At 68.8% G+C, this 16,165-nt stretch carries 12 protein-coding genes; 7 read left to right on the top strand and 5 right to left on the bottom strand.

Going from position 1 to position 16,165, the window contains the following annotated elements:
- The first annotated feature begins 31 nt into the window (after nt 1-31).
- Nucleotides 32-646 (top strand): TetR/AcrR family transcriptional regulator, encoded by a 615-nt coding sequence (locus tag Amac_RS28630; protein WP_155357514.1) that lies wholly within the window; start codon nt 32-34, stop codon nt 644-646.
- Here Amac_RS28630 and Amac_RS28635 read toward each other — a convergent pair.
- The 3 genes from Amac_RS28635 to Amac_RS28645 form a co-directional block, all read right to left on the bottom strand.
- Nucleotides 598-2,331 carry a cytochrome c oxidase assembly protein gene (locus Amac_RS28635; RefSeq protein ID WP_155357515.1) on the bottom strand — a complete coding sequence of 578 codons (1,734 nt, stop codon included), beginning with the start codon at nt 2,329-2,331 and terminating at the stop codon, nt 598-600. The two genes, Amac_RS28630 and Amac_RS28635, sit on opposite strands and share 49 nt — an antisense overlap.
- A gap of 2 nt (nt 2,332-2,333) precedes the next feature.
- Nucleotides 2,334-2,783: a hypothetical protein gene (locus Amac_RS28640; protein WP_155357516.1), complete on the bottom strand. Its 450-nt coding sequence runs from the start codon at nt 2,781-2,783 to the stop codon at nt 2,334-2,336.
- Nucleotides 2,784-2,854: 71 nt separating this feature from the next.
- The gene (locus tag Amac_RS28645; protein WP_246268766.1) at nt 2,855-3,334 is read right to left on the bottom strand and encodes an NUDIX domain-containing protein; all 480 of its coding nucleotides are present in this window, start codon (nt 3,332-3,334) and stop codon (nt 2,855-2,857) included.
- Between the two features lie 201 nt (nt 3,335-3,535).
- On the opposite strand from Amac_RS28645, the gene Amac_RS28650 reads away from it, so the two are divergent.
- The 6 genes from Amac_RS28650 to Amac_RS28675 are packed head-to-tail and all read left to right on the top strand — an operon-like array spanning nt 3,536 to nt 11,350.
- Nucleotides 3,536-3,625 carry a potassium-transporting ATPase subunit F gene (locus Amac_RS28650; RefSeq protein ID WP_155357518.1) on the top strand — a complete coding sequence of 30 codons (90 nt, stop codon included), beginning with the start codon at nt 3,536-3,538 and terminating at the stop codon, nt 3,623-3,625.
- A complete protein-coding gene (gene kdpA / locus Amac_RS28655; RefSeq protein ID WP_155357519.1) occupies nt 3,626-5,260 on the top strand; it encodes a potassium-transporting ATPase subunit KdpA in 1,635 nt (544 codons plus the stop codon).
- Nucleotides 5,260-7,317 carry a potassium-transporting ATPase subunit KdpB gene (gene kdpB, locus Amac_RS28660; RefSeq protein WP_155357520.1) on the top strand — a complete coding sequence of 686 codons (2,058 nt, stop codon included), beginning with the start codon at nt 5,260-5,262 and terminating at the stop codon, nt 7,315-7,317. The genes kdpA and kdpB overlap by 1 nt, the downstream gene beginning before the upstream one ends.
- Entirely contained in the window at nt 7,318-8,154 is an 837-nt protein-coding gene (locus Amac_RS28665) for a potassium-transporting ATPase subunit C (RefSeq protein WP_155357521.1), read from the top strand.
- A gap of 5 nt (nt 8,155-8,159) precedes the next feature.
- Nucleotides 8,160-10,685: a DUF4118 domain-containing protein gene (locus Amac_RS28670; protein ID WP_155357522.1), complete on the top strand. Its 2,526-nt coding sequence runs from the start codon at nt 8,160-8,162 to the stop codon at nt 10,683-10,685.
- On the top strand, nt 10,682-11,350 hold the full coding sequence (locus tag Amac_RS28675; RefSeq protein ID WP_155357523.1) for a response regulator: 669 nt from the start codon (nt 10,682-10,684) through the stop codon (nt 11,348-11,350). Before Amac_RS28670 ends, Amac_RS28675 begins: the two co-directional genes overlap by 4 nt.
- 41 nt (nt 11,351-11,391) lie before the next feature.
- Here the strand turns inward: Amac_RS28675 and Amac_RS28680 are convergent, their stop codons facing one another.
- Nucleotides 11,392-14,625: a discoidin domain-containing protein gene (locus Amac_RS28680; RefSeq protein ID WP_155357524.1), complete on the bottom strand. Its 3,234-nt coding sequence runs from the start codon at nt 14,623-14,625 to the stop codon at nt 11,392-11,394.
- Complete coding sequence (locus Amac_RS28685; protein WP_155357525.1) at nt 14,622-16,025, bottom strand: glycoside hydrolase family 43 protein; 1,404 nt, start codon at nt 16,023-16,025, stop codon at nt 14,622-14,624. The genes Amac_RS28680 and Amac_RS28685 overlap by 4 nt, the downstream gene beginning before the upstream one ends.
- Nucleotides 16,026-16,165: the final 140 nt, after the last annotated feature.

Consider the following 16,165-nt stretch of genomic DNA (forward strand, 5'->3'; position numbering starts at 1 on the left):
TGGGTACTGGACAGTCTAGTACCCTTCAAACATGAGCAGCCAGTCCCGTTCCGCCCGCAAGCATGACGCGATCATGGACGCCGCCCGCACCCTGTTCCTGCGCAACGGCTACAGCGGCACCAGCATGGACGAGATCGCCGCTCTGGCCGCCGTCTCCAAGCAGACCGTCTACAAGAACTTCGCCGACAAGGAACGCCTGTTCATTGAGATCATCACCGCGGACATCGCCCAGGCGGAGGCGCAGACGCAGGCGAACGTGCAGGCCCTGGCGAGCAGCGAGGACATCGCCACCGACCTGCGCGACTTCGCCCGCAGGCACATCACCATCGTGCTCCAGCCGCACCTGATCCAGATGCGCCGCGTCATCATCGCGGTCGCCGACCGCTTCCCCGACCTGGCCACCACCTGGTACGCCTCCGGCCCCGGCCGCTCCCACACCACGCTGGCCGCGCAGTTCGAGGAACTCACCCGCCGCGGCCTCCTGCGCACCCCCGACCCGCTGCTGGCGGCTCAGCACTTCAACTGGCTGGTCCTGTCGATCCCGCTCAACCAGCTGATGTTCAGCCCGGAGGAGTTCACCCAGGCCCAGTTCGAGTACTACGCCGATGAGGCCGTGCGGGTCTTCCTCGCCGCATATGGAACGTGAATCTCGGGGGTGCCCTCAAGGCGCCTGGACCGGGCCGGTTGGGTGATTCCCAGCAGCGCGACCAGCGTGAGCCCGGCGTAGAGCAGCGCCCCTAGCCTTTGGTCGGCCTGTGCCGCCGGCAGCCATTCGAGTTCCAGCCCAGGGAACCACGCCTGCCCTTGGATCGGGCCGGTGAGCAGCAGGAATGCCACGACTGCCTGCACTCCGGCGACCACTCCCGTCGCCGCCCACGGCCGGACGAGCACAAAGAACACCGCGCCCGATATAACCAGATAAATCATCACGATCAGCCGGACAGCCAGCACGGATTGCGAAATTTCGTACAACGGCGTCAGGAACAGCAACGGCAACGGCAACGCGTAGGCGACCGCCGCCACCGCCGGATAAATCCGCATAGGTCGACGTATCAACGCGAGCGGCATCCCCAGCGCCAGCAACACCGGCCCAACCGTCCCGACCAACGCGTACTGCACCATGTGCACCGAGAAGATGGCCCGCGCATAAACCCCAACCCCGCCCACCATCCCGTACGCGACGACAACAAGCCCGGCAAACCACGCCACCGTCCGCCACCGCGGCCACGACGACATCCGCCGTACCCCCACGACATAACCAACCCCCGCCGCCACCACAACCAGCAGCAACAACGGATCCAACCGCATCTCCGCAGCCAGCCCCCAAGCCGTGAACGGCGCGAGATCGAACCCCAGCACCGCATGCGTGCTGTCCCCACCTGGCGGCGGTGGCGTCCGCGACAACGCGACCGCCAACCCCATCCCCGCCGCCATCAGCACCAGCTCACCCCCGGCCAGCCGCAGAAACGGCGCCCGCACCCCCGCCTCCATGGCGACGATCGTCGACCGCCGGTGCCGCCACCCGAAGAACCCCAGCACGACGAGCGCGACCACCTTGCCCACCACAAGCAGCCCATACCGCGACCCGAACACCTGCGACAACGACCCCAGCCGCACCCAGGCATTCACCGCCCCGGAGATAGCGACAGCCCCGTAACAACACAACGCGATCGTGCTGAACCTCCGCACCGCCGCGAGCGGCTGCTCCGACTTACGAAGGAACACCAGCAACCCGAACAGCCCGCCCACCCACAGCGTTACAGCCGTCAGATGCACCATCAGACTGGTGATCGCGAAATCGTGGTCGGCGGCCGACGCCGAATGCCCGGCATACGCGGGCGGCAGCAACGCCACCAGGGCCAGCCCGAGCAGGAACCACGGCTTCGCACGCAGGAAGGTGAGCAGGGTGATCGTCAGAGTCAGGCCGTACACGATAAGGAACGCCAGCCCCTGCGGCACGTAGAGCAGGAACGTCGACAGCGCCCCAGACCGCAGCGCCTCGCCCACCGGCACCCCGACGAAGTCGGACAAGGTCAGCAGCACGGTCACCGCCGCGCTCGCCGCCCAGGCCAGCGCCCAGCGCGGCACCGCCCGGCGCAGGATCGACCGCCCATCCTCCAGCAACACGGCGGCCAGCAACGATCCCGTGGTCGCCACCGCGCACAGGTCGTGCAGCAGCCGAACCACCGGCAGCCCCCACGACGTCAGCGGCCCCGGCGACGGCAACCCCCGGATAGCCGGAAGATCACGATCCCCGCCGAACCAGAACGCGACCAGCAACACCCCGAACCCGGCGAACAGCACCCCGAATCCGACCAGTCGGCTCCTCATGGTCAGGAGTGCCCGCCGCCGTGCTCCGCCTGCTCCAGCCGCCCGCCGAGCTTCTCGGCCAGCGGTTCCACCATCTCGGGCAGGCCGACCACCACCCACCGGGTGCCGATCACATAGGTCCCGCCGTAGGCTTCGGCCGCCGTCAGCCAGTCCTTCTGCCCGGCGTCGGTGTCGAACGACACCAGGGTGAACGGGCTGCCGGTCCCGGCGCACGACCCCTGCCGCATGTCCTTGCCCTTGCCCTGGATCGAGAGCGAACACCCGATCTTGGCGGCGAGCTCCTCCAGCGTGGCCGGGCCGCCCGCGGGCTTGGCCTGATGATGCTGGTGCTGCCCGGCGGGCAGCTGGGCCGCGCTGCTGTTGCCGCTGAGGGACCCGGCGATCAGGGGCACCGAGCCCACCAGCGCTACCGTCCAGCACAACCGGCTGACCACCTGGCGCAGAACCGTCATGAGATCACTTCCCTGGCGCGGGACATCGGTCGGCCCCGCGCTGGAAGGTACGGCTCAGCCCGCCCCGGCGTTCAGCCGCCGTTGAAGTAGCGCGCCACCACCTTCGTGTGCAGCGGGAACGCCAGCTCCTGCGCCTTGTCGATGACCAGGAACTCGCTCGCCTCGGCCGTGGCCGCCGCCGGCGGCAGCGCGACGCCCGGAGTCCACGCCCCCAGACCGAAGATCAGGACAGTCCCGTCGGGCGCGCTCAACGCGTCGAACAGGCGCACCCCCGCCACGGAGGTAGCCACCCCGGTCTCCTCCCGGAGCTCCCGGACGGCCGCCTCCTGCCAGCTCTCGCCCACTTCGATGAATCCGCCCGGCAGCGCGAGCCCGCCGATGTGCGGTTCGACGTTCCGCCGCAGCACCAGCAGGCCGTCATCCACCGGCAGCAGCAGGACCGCGACCGGCAGCGGGTTGCGATAGCTGGTCTTACCGCAGTGCGCGCACGCCCGCGGCCACGGCTGATCCGGCGTGAAAGCCGTGCCGCAATAGGTGCAGTGGGTGTTCACGGACGTCAGAGTAGCGTCAAGACATGAGGGGACGCCGTATCGGAAGCGTCAAGTGGGGCATTGCCGCCTGATTCACGGTCTTTGCTGGTCATGTACATGATCCGACTAGTGAGGAACGAGGATGGCCGACCTCATCTTCCTGGCCCTGACCATCGCGATCTTCGTGGTCTTCGGGTTCGTCGTGAAGGCGGTGGAACGGCTGTGAGCGCCGTGAACGCCATCGGCCTCGCGGGCGCGATCCTGCTCGCGATCTTCATGGTCGCCGCGCTCCTGTTTCCCGAGCGGTTCTAGATGTTCTTCATCGCCTCGCTGATCCTCGCGCTCGCGCTCGTCCACAAGCCGCTGGGTGACTACATGGCCCGCGTCTACAGCGGCCCGCCCGGCCGGGAACGGGTGCTCTACCGCTTGCTCGGCGTGCGCCCGGACATCGAACAACGCTGGCCGTCCTACGCCCGAGCCCTGCTCGCCTTCTCCTTGATCTCCGTCCTGGTCGTGTACGGCCTGCAGCGCCTCCAGCACCATCTCCTGCTCTCCCTCGGCTTCGACGCGGTCCCCACCCACGTGGCCTGGAACACCGCGATCAGTTTCGTCACCAACACCAACTGGCAGGCGTACGCGGGCGAGAACACCATGGGCCACCTGGTCCAGATGTCCGGCCTGGCCGTGCAGAACTTCGTGTCGGCGGCCGTGGGCATGTCGGTGGCCGTGGCCCTGATCCGCGGCTTCGCCCGGCGTGGCAGCGAGACCATCGGCAACTTCTGGGTGGACCTGATCAGGGGAACCGTCCGGATCCTGCTGCCCATCGCGTTCGTCGGGGCGCTGATCTTGGTGGCGGGCGGGGTCGTACAAAACTTCACCGGTCCGCACGAGATCGCCACCCTCGCGGGCGGAACGCAGCACATGACCGGCGGCCCGGTTGCCAGCCAGGAGGCCATCAAGGAACTCGGCACCAACGGCGGCGGCTTCTACAACACCAACTCCGCCCACCCCTTTGAAAACCCGCAGACCTGGACGAACTGGATCGAGATCTTTCTCCTGCTGCTGATCCCGTTCTCGTTCCCGCGCACCTTCGGCCGGATGATCGGCCAGCTCCGCCAGGGCTACGCGATCCTCGCCGTGATGGCCATCCTCGCCGTGCTCAGCGTCATCCTGCTCAACGTCTTCGAACTCAGCGGCAAGGCCATCGTCCCCCAAGCGGTCGGCGCGGCCATGGAAGGCAAGGAGACCAGATTCGGCGTCGCCGGCTCCGCCACCTTCGCGGCGGCGACCACGCTCACCTCCACCGGCGCGGCCAACTCGGCCCACGACTCCTACACCCCGCTCGGCGGCATGATGACGCTGCTCAACATGATGCTTGGCGAGGTCGCCCCCGGCGGCACCGGCTCCGGCCTGTACGGCATGCTCATCCTCGCCGTCATCACCGTCTTCATCGCCGGCCTGATGGTCGGCAGAACCCCCGAATACCTGGGCAAACGCATCAGCGCCCGGGAGATCAAACTGGCCTCCCTCTACTTCCTGGTCACCCCCGTCCTGGTGCTCACCGGCACCGGCATCGCGATGGCCAACCGGGCGGGCCTGGCGGCCATGCTCAACGCGGGCCCGCACGGTTTCTCCGAGATCCTCTACGCCTTCACCTCCGCCGCCAACAACAACGGCTCGGCCTTCGCCGGGGTCACCGTCAACACGCCCTGGTACTGCGTGGCGCTCGGTCTCTGCATGGCCTTCGGGCGGTTCCTGCCGATCATCTTCGTGCTCGCGCTGGCCGGGTCGCTGGCGCGGCAGCAGGCCGTACCGGTGTCGGCGGGCACGCTGCCCACGCACCGGCCGCAGTTCGTCGGCCTGGTCGCGGGCGTCACCGTGATCCTGGTCGCGCTGACCTTCCTGCCCGCCCTGGCGCTCGGGCCGCTCGCGGAAGGAGTGCACTGATGGCGGTCGCCGCCGGACTTCTGGACCCCCGGCAGCTCGTCACCTCCCTTCCCGACGCGGTCAGGAAGCTCAACCCGCTGACCCTGTGGCACAACCCGGTCATGCTCATCGTCGAGGTGGGCGCGCTCGCCACCACGATCCTGGCGGCGGCCGAGCCGTCGTTCTTCGCCTGGGCCATCGCGGTCTGGCTCTGGCTGACGGTGATCTTCGCCAACCTGGCCGAGGCCGTCGCCGAGGGCCGGGGCAAGGCCCAGGCCGCCAGCCTGCGGGCCGCCAAGCGGGACACCACGGCCAGGCTGCACGAGAGCGGGGGCGTGGTCAACGCCTCCGACCTGCGCCCGGGCGACCTGGTGGTGGTCGAAGCCGGGGAGATCATCCCCGGCGACGGCGACATCGTCGAGGGCATCGCCTCCGTGGACGAGTCGGCCATCACCGGCGAGTCCGCCCCGGTGATCCGCGAGTCCGGCGGCGACCGTTCCGCCGTCACCGGCGGCACCAAGGTGCTCTCCGACCGGATCATTGTCCGGATCACCCAGAAACCCGGGGAGAGCTTCATCGACCGCATGATCGCCCTGGTCGAAGGGGCCGACCGGCAGAAGACGCCCAACGAGATCGCGCTCAACATCCTGCTCGCCGCGCTGACGATCATCTTCCTGGTGGCCACGGCCACGATGCAGCCGATGGCCATCTACGCCAGGGACATCAACCCCGGCGTGCCGGACTCGCTCGCGCTGACCGCGGACGGGGTCAGCGGCGTGGTGCTGGTCTCGCTGCTGGTCTGCCTCATCCCGACCACCATCGGCGCGCTGCTGTCGGCGATCGGCATCGCCGGGATGGACCGGCTGGTGCAGCGCAACGTGCTGGCCCTGTCCGGCCGCGCGGTCGAGGCGGCCGGCGACGTCAGCACCCTCCTGCTGGACAAGACCGGCACCATCACCCTAGGCAACCGGCAGGCCGCCGCCTTCGTGCCCGCCTCCGGCGTCTCCCCGGCGGAACTCGCCGCCGCCGCCCAGCTGGCCAGCCTCGCCGACAACACCCCCGAGGGCCGCTCCATCGTCGTGTACGCCAAGGAGGCCTTCGGCCTGCGCGAACGCGAACTCATCCAGCCCCGCTGGGTGCCCTTCACCGCCCAGACCCGGATGTCCGGCGTGGACGTCGCCGACCGGCAGATCCGCAAAGGCGCGGCGTCGGCGGTCATGAACTGGGTCCGCGTGCACGACGGCCATCCGGGCGAGCAGATCAGGGGCCTGGTCGACGGCATCTCCGCCTCCGGCGGCACCCCGCTGGTGGTCGGCGAGGTCAACGGCGGCCAGGCCCGCGTGCTGGGGGTCATCCACCTGAAGGACGTCGTCAAGCAGGGCATGCGCGAACGTTTCGCCGAGATGCGCCGGATGGGCATCAGAACCATCATGATCACCGGTGACAACCCGCTGACCGCGAAGGCCATCGCCGACGAGGCCGGGGTCGACGACTTCCTGGCCGAGGCCACCCCCGAGGACAAACTCACCCTGATCAGGAAGGAGCAGGCGGGCGGGCGGCTGGTCGCGATGACCGGCGACGGTACCAACGACGCGCCCGCGCTGGCCCAGGCCGACGTCGGAGTCGCCATGAACACCGGCACCTCGGCGGCCAAGGAAGCCGGGAACATGGTCGACCTCGACTCCAACCCCACCAAACTCATCGAGATCGTCGAGATCGGCAAGCAACTCCTGATCACCCGGGGTGCGCTGACCACGTTCTCCATCGCCAACGACATCGCCAAGTATTTCGCGATAATTCCGGCCATCTTCGCGGCCGTCTATCCCGGCCTCGACGCGCTCAACGTGATGCGCCTGGCCACCCCCCAGTCGGCCGTGCTCTCCGCGGTCGTCTTCAACGCGATCATCATCGTCGCGCTCATCCCGCTCGCCCTGCGCGGCGTGCGCTACCGGCCGTCCAGCGCCGCCGACCTGCTCTCCCGCAACCTCTACCGGTACGGCCTGGGCGGCGTCATCGCCCCCTTTATCGGCATCAAGCTCATCGACCTCGTGCTCCAGCACCTTCCAGGGATGTCGTGAATGGAACGCCTGCTCCACTGGACCCGCGCGCACCTGGTCGCCATTCGCGCGATCGTGGTGCTGACCGTGCTCACCGGAGGGATCTACCCCTTGCTCGTGATGGGCGTCGGACAAGCCCTCTTCCACCATCAAGCCAACGGGTCGCTCGTCCAGAAAGACGGCAAGACCGTCGGCAGCGCGCTCATCGGGCAACTCTTCACCGGCAAGGACGGCAAACCGCTCGCCCGCTACTTCCAGACCCGCCCGTCAGAGGCCGGGGAGGGGTACGACATGCTCTCCACTGCGGCCAGTAACCTGGGCCCTGAGGACATTGTGGACACCCTTCCCGTGCCGGGTCATGCGGGCCGAAAGAGCCTGCTGACTCAGGTCTGCGCCCGGAGCAGGGCGGCAGGAGAGCTCGAAGGGGTGTCCGGCGCACGGCCGTACTGCACGGACGAGGGGGTGGGTGCGGTGCTCAAGGTCTTTCCCCACCGGGTGGTGAGCGTCAACCAGCCCTGCCCCGCCACCCCCTTTATCCCGAAATATCGGGGTATGGCGGTGGAGTGTGCGCGGCCGGGCGAGGATTACGCGGCCGGCCGCACGGTTCCCGTTGACGGCGGTGCCACCGCCGAAGTTCCCCCGGACGCGGTCACCGCCAGCGGCTCCGGACTGGATCCCGATATTTCCGTCGAATACGCCCGGCTCCAGGCACCCCGGATCGCCCGCGAACGCCGTACCCCCGTCGAACGGGTGCTCGCCCTGATCGCCGCGCACACCACCGGCCCCGCCCTCGGATTCCTGGGTGAACCCGCCGTCCACGTGCTCGACCTCAACCTGGCCCTCGACCAGGCCAGGTGATGGCCATGCTCCGCGGGCGCCTGCGCGTCTTCCTCGGCTCGGCCCCCGGCGTCGGCAAGACCTACGCCATGCTCGACGAGGGCCGCCGCGCCGTCGAACGCGGCCGGGACGTGGTCGTGGGCCTGGTCGAAACCCACGACCGCCCCCGCACCGCCGCCCTCCTGGACGGACTGGAGATCATCCCGCGCCGCGCCATGACCCACCGCGGCGCGGCCTTCACCGAACTCGACGTGGACGCGGTCATCCGCCGCGCCCCCCGGATCGCCCTGATCGACGAGCTGGCCCACACCAACGTGCCGGGCTCCCGCAACGCCAAACGCTGGCAGGACATCGAGGAGATCCTCGAAGCCGGGATCGACGTCGTCTCCACGGTCAACATCCAGCACCTGGAGTCCATCAACGACGTGGTCCAGGCCATCACCGGCGTGCCGCAGCGGGAAACCGTCCCCGACGAGGTGGTCCGCCGCGCCGACCAGGTGGAACTCGTGGACATGGCCCCCGAGGCGCTGCGCCGCAGGATGGCCCACGGCAACGTGTACGCCCCCGAGAAGGTGGACGCCGCCCTGGCCAACTACTTCCGCGTCGGCAACCTCACCGCGTTGCGGGAACTCGCCCTGCTCTGGGTCGCCGGAAAGGTCGACGAGCAACTCGACCGCTACCGCGCCGAACACGGCATCGCCGGAACGTGGGAGGCGCGCGAGCGGGTCGTCGTCGCGCTCACCGGCGGCCCGGAGGGCGACGTGCTCATCCGCAGGGCGGCCAGGATCGCCGACCGCTCCAAGGGCGCCGACCTGCTCGCCGTGCACGTCACCAGGGCCGACGGCCTGGCCGACGCCGACCCGGCCAACCTGGTGCGGCAGCGCGCCCTGGTGGAGAGCGTCGGCGGCACCTACCACCAGGTGGTCGGCGACGACGTGGCCGGCGCGCTGATCGACTTCGCCAAAGGGGTCAACGCCACCCAGCTGGTCCTGGGCGCGTCCCGGCGCGGCCGGTTCGCCCAACTGTTCGCCCGTGGCGTGGGCATGGAGACCACCTCGCGCTCCGGCTCCATCGACGTGCACATGGTCACCCACCCGCACATTAAGAAGGGCAAATCCGGCGCGCGGCAGCGGGCGGCGCTGACCCGGACGCGCCGGATCGGCGGCTGGGCGCTGGCCCTGCTCGGTCTGCCCGTGCTCAGCGCCGTCCTGCTCCCGTTCCGGGAGATGATCACGCTGCCGAGCGAGATCCTGCTGTTCCTGCTGCTGGTGGTGGCGGTCGCGCTGGTCGGCGGCATGCTGCCCGCGGTGACGGCGGCGGTGCTGGGGTTCCTGCTGCTGAACTATCTCTTCACGCCGCCGACGAATCAGTTCACCGTCGCCGAGCCGGAGAACGTGCTCGCGCTCGGCGTCTACGTGCTGGTCGCGATCATGGTCAGCATGGTGGTGGATGTCGCGGCTCGCCGTACCAGGGAGGCGGCGCGGGCCGGCGCCGACGCCGAGGCGCTCTCGGCCCTGGCCGGATACGTGCTGCGCGGCGAGGCCGCGCTGCCGTCGCTGCTGGGCAGGCTCAGGGAGATGTTCGGCCTGACCTCGGTCACCCTGCTGGAGCGCGGAGCGGCGGCGACCCCGGACGATCAGGGCGATCCGGCGGCCTGGCGGATCGTGGCGACCTCCGGCGGGGAGCCGGCCACGTGTCCCGCCGTGGCCGAGACCGATGTGGTCATCGACGAGGAGCTCGTACTCGCCGCGCGCGGGCGGCTGCTGGACGCCTCCGACCGGCGGATCCTGGAGGCGTTCGCGGCCGAGGCGGCGGTCGCGCTGCGGCAGCAGCGGCTGGCGGAGCAGGCCGAGCGGGCCAAGCCGCTGGCCGAGGCCGACCGCATGCGCACCGCGCTGCTGGCCGCCGTCAGCCATGACCTGCGCACCCCGCTGGCCTCCGCCAAGGCGGCGGTGGAGAGCCTGGGCAACACGGCCATCGACTGGTCGCCCGAGGACCGTAAGGAGCTGCTCGCCACCGCCGACGAGTCGCTCGCCAAGCTGGACCGGCTGATCGCCAACCTGCTCGACATGAGCCGCCTGCAGGCCGGCGCGCTGGGCGTCTCGCTCCAGCGGGTGGCCCTGGACGAGGTGGTGCCCCGGGCGATCGACGACCTGGGACCGCTGAGCGACCAGGTGGAGACGGACGTGTCGATCGAACTGCCGGAGATCATGGCCGATCCCGGCCTGCTGGAACGGGTGCTGGTCAACTTGATCTCCAACGCGCTCCGGCACAGCCCGCCGGGCGTCAAGGTGCTCGTCTCCGGCAGCTGGCACGAGGAGCATGTGGAGATCCGCGTCATCGACCGGGGGCCGGGCATTCCGGCCGACTCCCACGAACGTGTCTTCCTGCCGTTCCAGCGCCTCGGCGATCGGGACAACCACTCCGGAGTCGGCCTCGGCCTGGCGCTGGCCCGCGGGTTGACCGAGGCCATGGGCGGCGCGCTGAATCCGGATGAAACCCCCGGCGGGGGTCTTACTATGATCGTGACCATGCCGATGGCGGCCGCATGACCCGCATCCTGATCGTCGACGACGAGCCGCAGATCCTCCGCGCGCTCCGGATCAACCTGGTCGCCCGGCAGTACGAGGTCGCCCTCGCCGCCGACGGAAGCGCCGCCCTGCGCGAGGCCGCCCAGTGGCACCCCGACCTGGTGCTCCTGGACCTGGGCCTGCCCGATCTCGACGGAGTGGACGTCATCCACGGCCTGCGCGGCTGGACCACCGTGCCGATCGTGGTCCTGTCCGGCCGGGCCGGAAACCAGGACAAGATCGAGGCCCTGGACGCGGGCGCCGACGACTACGTCACCAAGCCCTTCAACATCGAGGAACTCCTGGCCCGGGTCCGCGCCGTGACCCGCAGGACCCGCGCCCAGGAGGCCGAACTGGCCGCCGTCCAGCTCGGCGACCACACCATCGACCTGACCAACAAGACCATCTCCGGCGGTGTACGGCTCACGCCCACCGAATGGCACATCCTCGAAATCCTGCTGCGCAACCCCGGCCGCCTGGTCAGCCAGCGCCAGCTCCTGACCGAGGTCTGGGGCACGAAGTACCTGAAGGAAACCCACTACCTGCGGCAGTACATGGTGCAACTGCGCCGCAAGCTCGAACGCGACCCCGCCCACCCGGTCCATCTGATCACCGAACTGGGCATGGGCTACCGCTACCTGCCGTGACGGGGGCGTGCCGGGCGGGGCACGCCCCCTGCTCGGTTCTGTCAGGGCGCGTACGCTCTGACCTCCAGCAACCCGACGGAGTTGCTCCCGTTACCGGTGAGCAGCACCCGCAACCGGGTCGTGCTGGTGGCCGTGAACGTCACGTTGTTGAACGCGTTCTTGGTCAGCGTGTATCCGGAAGCTCCGGGCACGTCCACATACGCGGTGCCGTTCCAGGACTGCAACTTCCACGACGCGGGCATGTCGATTCCCTGCTCGTCGTCGAAGAAGTACACCTCGGCCCGGTTCAGCGTCTGCGCCGACGGCCAGGTCAGATCCACCCACTGCTCGCCGGTGTTCGGCCAGCAGCCCCAGCGCGGGTTCACGGTGTCGTTGGACGACGGAGGCTGGATCCCGTCGTTGATCGCCGCCACGCTCTCCCACGCCGACGTGAACGACGCCGACGGTGTGGCGATCAGCGCCAGATTGCTCGGCGGCTGCACCACCCCGCCCCGGTTGAAGATCTTCACCTCGGTGAGCCCGCTCCGCGACCCGGAGGCGTTGGTGGTCACGATCCGCACCCGCTGCGCGCTGATCGCCGGGAACTGCACCAGGTTGTAGTTGGCCTGCGGCGCGGCCGGACTCTTGTTCTGACCTGGCACGTTCGTCCAGGTGCTGCCGTTGAGGTACTGGATGTTGTACGACGCGGGCGCCCGATAGGTGGCATTCGCCGGACGGCTGTCCTTGAAGTGCACGCGCACCTCGTTGAACGTCCGCGCGGCCCCGAAGTTCACCTCGTACCAGTCGGACGCGGCCGTGTTGCCGCCCCAGAACGGTTCGTTGGTCGGGAACCCGTCGATCGCCCCGGCCACGTTGCTGCCGGACGCGGTCGAGGACGCGGTGGCGGTCGCCCCGGCGGCCAGGTTGGTGAGGTTGGCCGTGAGGTCGACGCCCGCCTTGGCCAGCATGTCCACCATGCGCGGGCTGGACTGGGTCACCTGCGTGGGGGTCTGCAGGCTGGGGAAGGCCTGGTTGAAGGCGACCGTTCCCGTGGTCGTCACCGCTCCGGTGGCGGCGTCCCAGGTGAAGGGCACCAGCGAGTTGACCGTCGCCACCCGGGTCCCGTTCAGGAAGATCGAGTAGCCCTGCGGCACGCCGGGATACCGGGTGATGCCGTCGGCCGGGTCGTCCCAGACGATGGTCAGGTCCGTGTTCCGGTAGCGCAGGTTGTTGACGGTGAAGTGGGTCCAGCCGATGTTGATCGGCGAGAGCTCCACCTTCGCGTCACTGCGCGGCCGGAGCCCGGCCACGTCCTCGATCACGGTCCAGTTGGAGCTGCCCAGGATGTTGTGGTGGATCCAGGACCGGTAGTTGATCGACGAGCCGTTCCAGTCGGCCCAGAACTCGTTGGCGTCCGGCCACTGGGTGTTGCCGCCGACGTACTGCGCCCAGGCGTTCCAGTAGAGCAGTTTCTTGTAGTCGGTCGCGCTCATCCACGCGTTCGGGTAGTTGCGCAGCACCGAGGAGTAGAGCCGGAACTGCACGGTGGAGTTGATGGTGGAGAAGTTGTTGGACCCCGGGTTCCCGGCCGCCGCCGCGGCCGCCTTGTCGACCTGGTTGGCGGTGTAGTACGGGAAGATCGGGTATTGGGCGGGGCTGTCGTAGAGGCGCAGCGCCTCCCGGTAGGTCGCCGTGTTCGGGATCGCGCCGACCGCGAACGGGTAGTAGTTGTTGATCTCCTTCCACGGCACCCACTCGTTGGTCGACTTCAGCCGGTGCTCGAACAGCTGCCGGTTGGGGTTCCACAGCACGTTGACGATCGCGTTCTGGATCTGCGTCGCCAGCGTCCGCATCTCCGTGCCCTTGGCCGTGTTGCCGATCGCCTCGTAGGCCTGCGCCGCCGCCAGCGCCCCGCTGTACTGGTAGGCCGACTCGGCCCGGTCCATGTTCCCGGGCTTCCAGTGGAACGACACCGCGTCGGCGTCGTTGCCGGTCAGGGCGCCCCAGTCGTACTCGATGAGCTTGTTGTTGTCGTGGTCGTAGAAGGCGAGCTGGCCCTTGACGTCCTGCTCGGCGTAGCGGGCCAGGTTCCCGGCGATGGCCGGCTGGCCGCCATGGATCTGGTAGCTCTTCCAGGCCGCCTCGGCGATGTACTGCGTGTAGCTGTTGGACCAGTTCTCCGGGTCACCCGGATTGTCGAGGAACCGGCCGTTCTTGGAGATCTGTCCGACGCTCAGCCAGTCGCCGTACGCGTAGATGGGGTTGCGCAGGTACTTGAGATCGTCGATGTGCATCGGCTGGGTGAGCGCGATCGCGTTGTTGTAGCCGAGCACGCCCTCGGTGGACGTCGGGAACTGGAAGGTCTGCCCGGGAATGTCGGCGTCCAGGTTGTTGAAGCGCATCAGCCACCAGCGGTAGTAGATGTTCTTCTTGATGGCCGGTTCCGGCACGTCGATGTAGGGCAGGTTCTGCGCCCACCACAGGTTGTACGCCCGGACGTGCGTGGCGAACGCGGTCGCGTTGCTGTATCCGGCGTAGGCGTTGAACTCGGTCAGCGACTCGGGGATCTCGTTGGTGACGAAGCCCATCACCACCTTCGCGGTGACGGTCGCCCCGGGCGCGACCGTGACCGAGCGGTTGAGGCCCCCGCTGGTCACCGTGAATCCGTCCCCGGTCAGGCGGGGGAGGATCGTGGTGAGGTTGTTGTACGCGTTGACCTGCCCGGTCAGCGTGTTGCCGCTGCCACTGGTGGCGTAGGGCGAGGTCGCCCGCAGCTGCAGCGTCGTGGACGCCGAGCCGTTGTTGGTGATCGACAGGTTGGCCACGGCCACGTTGTTCTCGGTGATGAACTTGGTCTGGTTGACCGTGATCGACCCGCTGGTGTGCACGCTGCGCCAGTGGCTCGGCGCCTGCCAGCGGGAGTTCACCTGCTCGGTGAACGTGCCCGGCGTGATCGCGACCGTGAACGCGTTGTTGTTGCTGATGCTCTCCCAGTACGCGACCTGCCCGCCGAACCCGAGCGTGCCCGGATTATGGGTCTTCATGAAGACCGCCCGGCCCCGGGTCATCAGCCACGTCCCGGCGGGGTCGTTGCCCGGCCTGGCCAGCAGCCGGTCCATCCAGAAGTCGGTGCCGCCGCTCTCGGCGTCGTAGATGGCCTGCATGGAGTTGCCCGGCGCGGCCGGGATGGCGGGCCCGCTGAACGTCGGGAACCCGATGGTCTGCGCGGCCGACGCGGGCGGCCCCGCGACGATCAAACCCGCGACGAGGAGTAAGGCGGCGCTGATCCGCTTCATGAGTGTGCCGTCCATTCGAGCACGCCGGTCGAGAAACCGGTCCGGGAGGTGATGTTCAGCCGCAGCCGCGTCGTGCTGACGGGGGTGAACGTGGTCACGTTCGCGGTGTTGGCGGCCACGCCGCAGGCCGACTGGCCGGGCACGTTCACATACGCGCTGCCGTTCCAGTACTGCACCTGGCAGGAGGCCGGCAGGTCGATGCCCTGGTTGTCGTCGAACCAGTAGGTGGTGATCCGCCGGATGCTCTGCGCGGTCGGCCACTGGTACTCGATCCATTCGGTGCCCTGGTGGTTCCAGTTGCCGTACGCGCCGTGGCTGTGGTCGGCGGAGCTGGTCGGGGTGAAGCCGTCCTTGATCGCGCCGAGGGTTTCCCACGGGGAGACGTAGGAGGTGGACGCGGTCGCGGTCAGCGCGAGGTTGCCGCCCGCCGGGGGCGGACCGCTGGTCTGCACGACCTTCTGCATGGTGCCGTCGGCGTTCCAGAACAGCTTGTCGATGGTGACCGAGCGGCGGAAGTTACCCCCGCCCGGGGCCGCGGCGTTGTGGTAGACCATGTACCACTGGCCCTTGAACTCGATGATCGCCGGATGGTTGGTGGTTGAGCTGACCTGGTCGAGCACGACGCCCCGGTGGGTCCACGGGCCGAGCGGGTTGCTCGCGGTGGCGTACCGGATGCAGGCGTAACCCGGCGCGGAGCAGGCCGAGTCGTTGGCGGCGTAGGCCAGGTAGTAGGTGCCGTTGCGCTTGAACATCCAGGGTGCCTCCCAGAAGTTGGAGACACCGGTCGGGGTGATCACCGAGCCCACGGTCTGGGTCATGTTCGCGTTGAGGCGCACGGCCCGCAGCCCGTAGTAGGAGCCCCAGTACATGTAGACCTGGCCGTCGTCGTCGGTGAACACGGTGGGGTCGATGTTGAGCGGGGAGGAGTTCGGGGTGCTGTCGCTGATCAGCGGCCCGCCCCGGGCGTCGGTGAACGGGCCGGTGGGCGAGTCGCCGACCGCGACGCCGATGTCCATCCAGCCGGCGCCGTTGCCGTTGACCGGGACGTACCAGTAGTACCGGCCGTTGGCCCCGCGCTCGACCTCGCCGGCCCAGGCGTCGGCCCCGGCCCACGGGAAGTTGGCCAGCGACAGCCGCGCGCCCAGGTCGGTGAAGGTGGTCGCGTCGCTGGAGCTGAACACGTGCCAGTCCCGCATGACGAAGTTCCCGCCTCCGGCGGGGGCCTCGTCGTGGCCGGTGTACAGGTAGAGCGTGTCACCGACGACCAGGGCCGAGGGATCGGCCGTGTAGATCGCGGTGGTGATCGGGGCGGCGGCGATTGCCGGGGCGCCGGTGGTGAGGACGCTTACGGAGAGGACGAGGACGGCGGTTGCCGCGAGGGCGGCCCATCGTCGTTTCATGGGGGTGCTCCTTGCCGAGATGTTAGCGCTAACATTCTTGGGGAGGTGCATGAAGGAAGTGGGATGAAAGGTTTTCGGAAACATAAACTTAACTAGGGAGGCTGTCAATAGAGCAGCCTCCCTAGCGGACCCTGAGGATG

The sequence above is a fragment of the Acrocarpospora macrocephala genome, from assembly GCF_009687865.1.
GTDB classification, from domain to species: domain Bacteria; phylum Actinomycetota; class Actinomycetes; order Streptosporangiales; family Streptosporangiaceae; genus Acrocarpospora; species Acrocarpospora macrocephala.

What these genes read in the sequence shown, in the direction of transcription:
- Amac_RS28630 (WP_155357514.1), top strand. Translation starts at nt 32, where the DNA reads ATGAGCAGCCAGTCCCGTTCCGCCCGCAAGCATGACGCGATCATGGAC.
- Amac_RS28635 (WP_155357515.1), bottom strand. Translation starts at nt 2,331, where the DNA reads ATGAGGAGCCGACTGGTCGGATTCGGGGTGCTGTTCGCCGGGTTCGGG.
- Amac_RS28640 (WP_155357516.1), bottom strand. Translation starts at nt 2,783, where the DNA reads ATGACGGTTCTGCGCCAGGTGGTCAGCCGGTTGTGCTGGACGGTAGCG.
- kdpA (WP_155357519.1), top strand. Translation starts at nt 3,626, where the DNA reads ATGTTCTTCATCGCCTCGCTGATCCTCGCGCTCGCGCTCGTCCACAAG.
- kdpB (WP_155357520.1), top strand. Translation starts at nt 5,260, where the DNA reads ATGGCGGTCGCCGCCGGACTTCTGGACCCCCGGCAGCTCGTCACCTCC.
- Amac_RS28665 (WP_155357521.1), top strand. Translation starts at nt 7,318, where the DNA reads ATGGAACGCCTGCTCCACTGGACCCGCGCGCACCTGGTCGCCATTCGC.
- Amac_RS28670 (WP_155357522.1), top strand. Translation starts at nt 8,160, where the DNA reads ATGCTCCGCGGGCGCCTGCGCGTCTTCCTCGGCTCGGCCCCCGGCGTC.
- Amac_RS28675 (WP_155357523.1), top strand. Translation starts at nt 10,682, where the DNA reads ATGACCCGCATCCTGATCGTCGACGACGAGCCGCAGATCCTCCGCGCG.
- Amac_RS28680 (WP_155357524.1), bottom strand. Translation starts at nt 14,625, where the DNA reads ATGAAGCGGATCAGCGCCGCCTTACTCCTCGTCGCGGGTTTGATCGTC.
- Amac_RS28685 (WP_155357525.1), bottom strand. Translation starts at nt 16,025, where the DNA reads ATGAAACGACGATGGGCCGCCCTCGCGGCAACCGCCGTCCTCGTCCTC.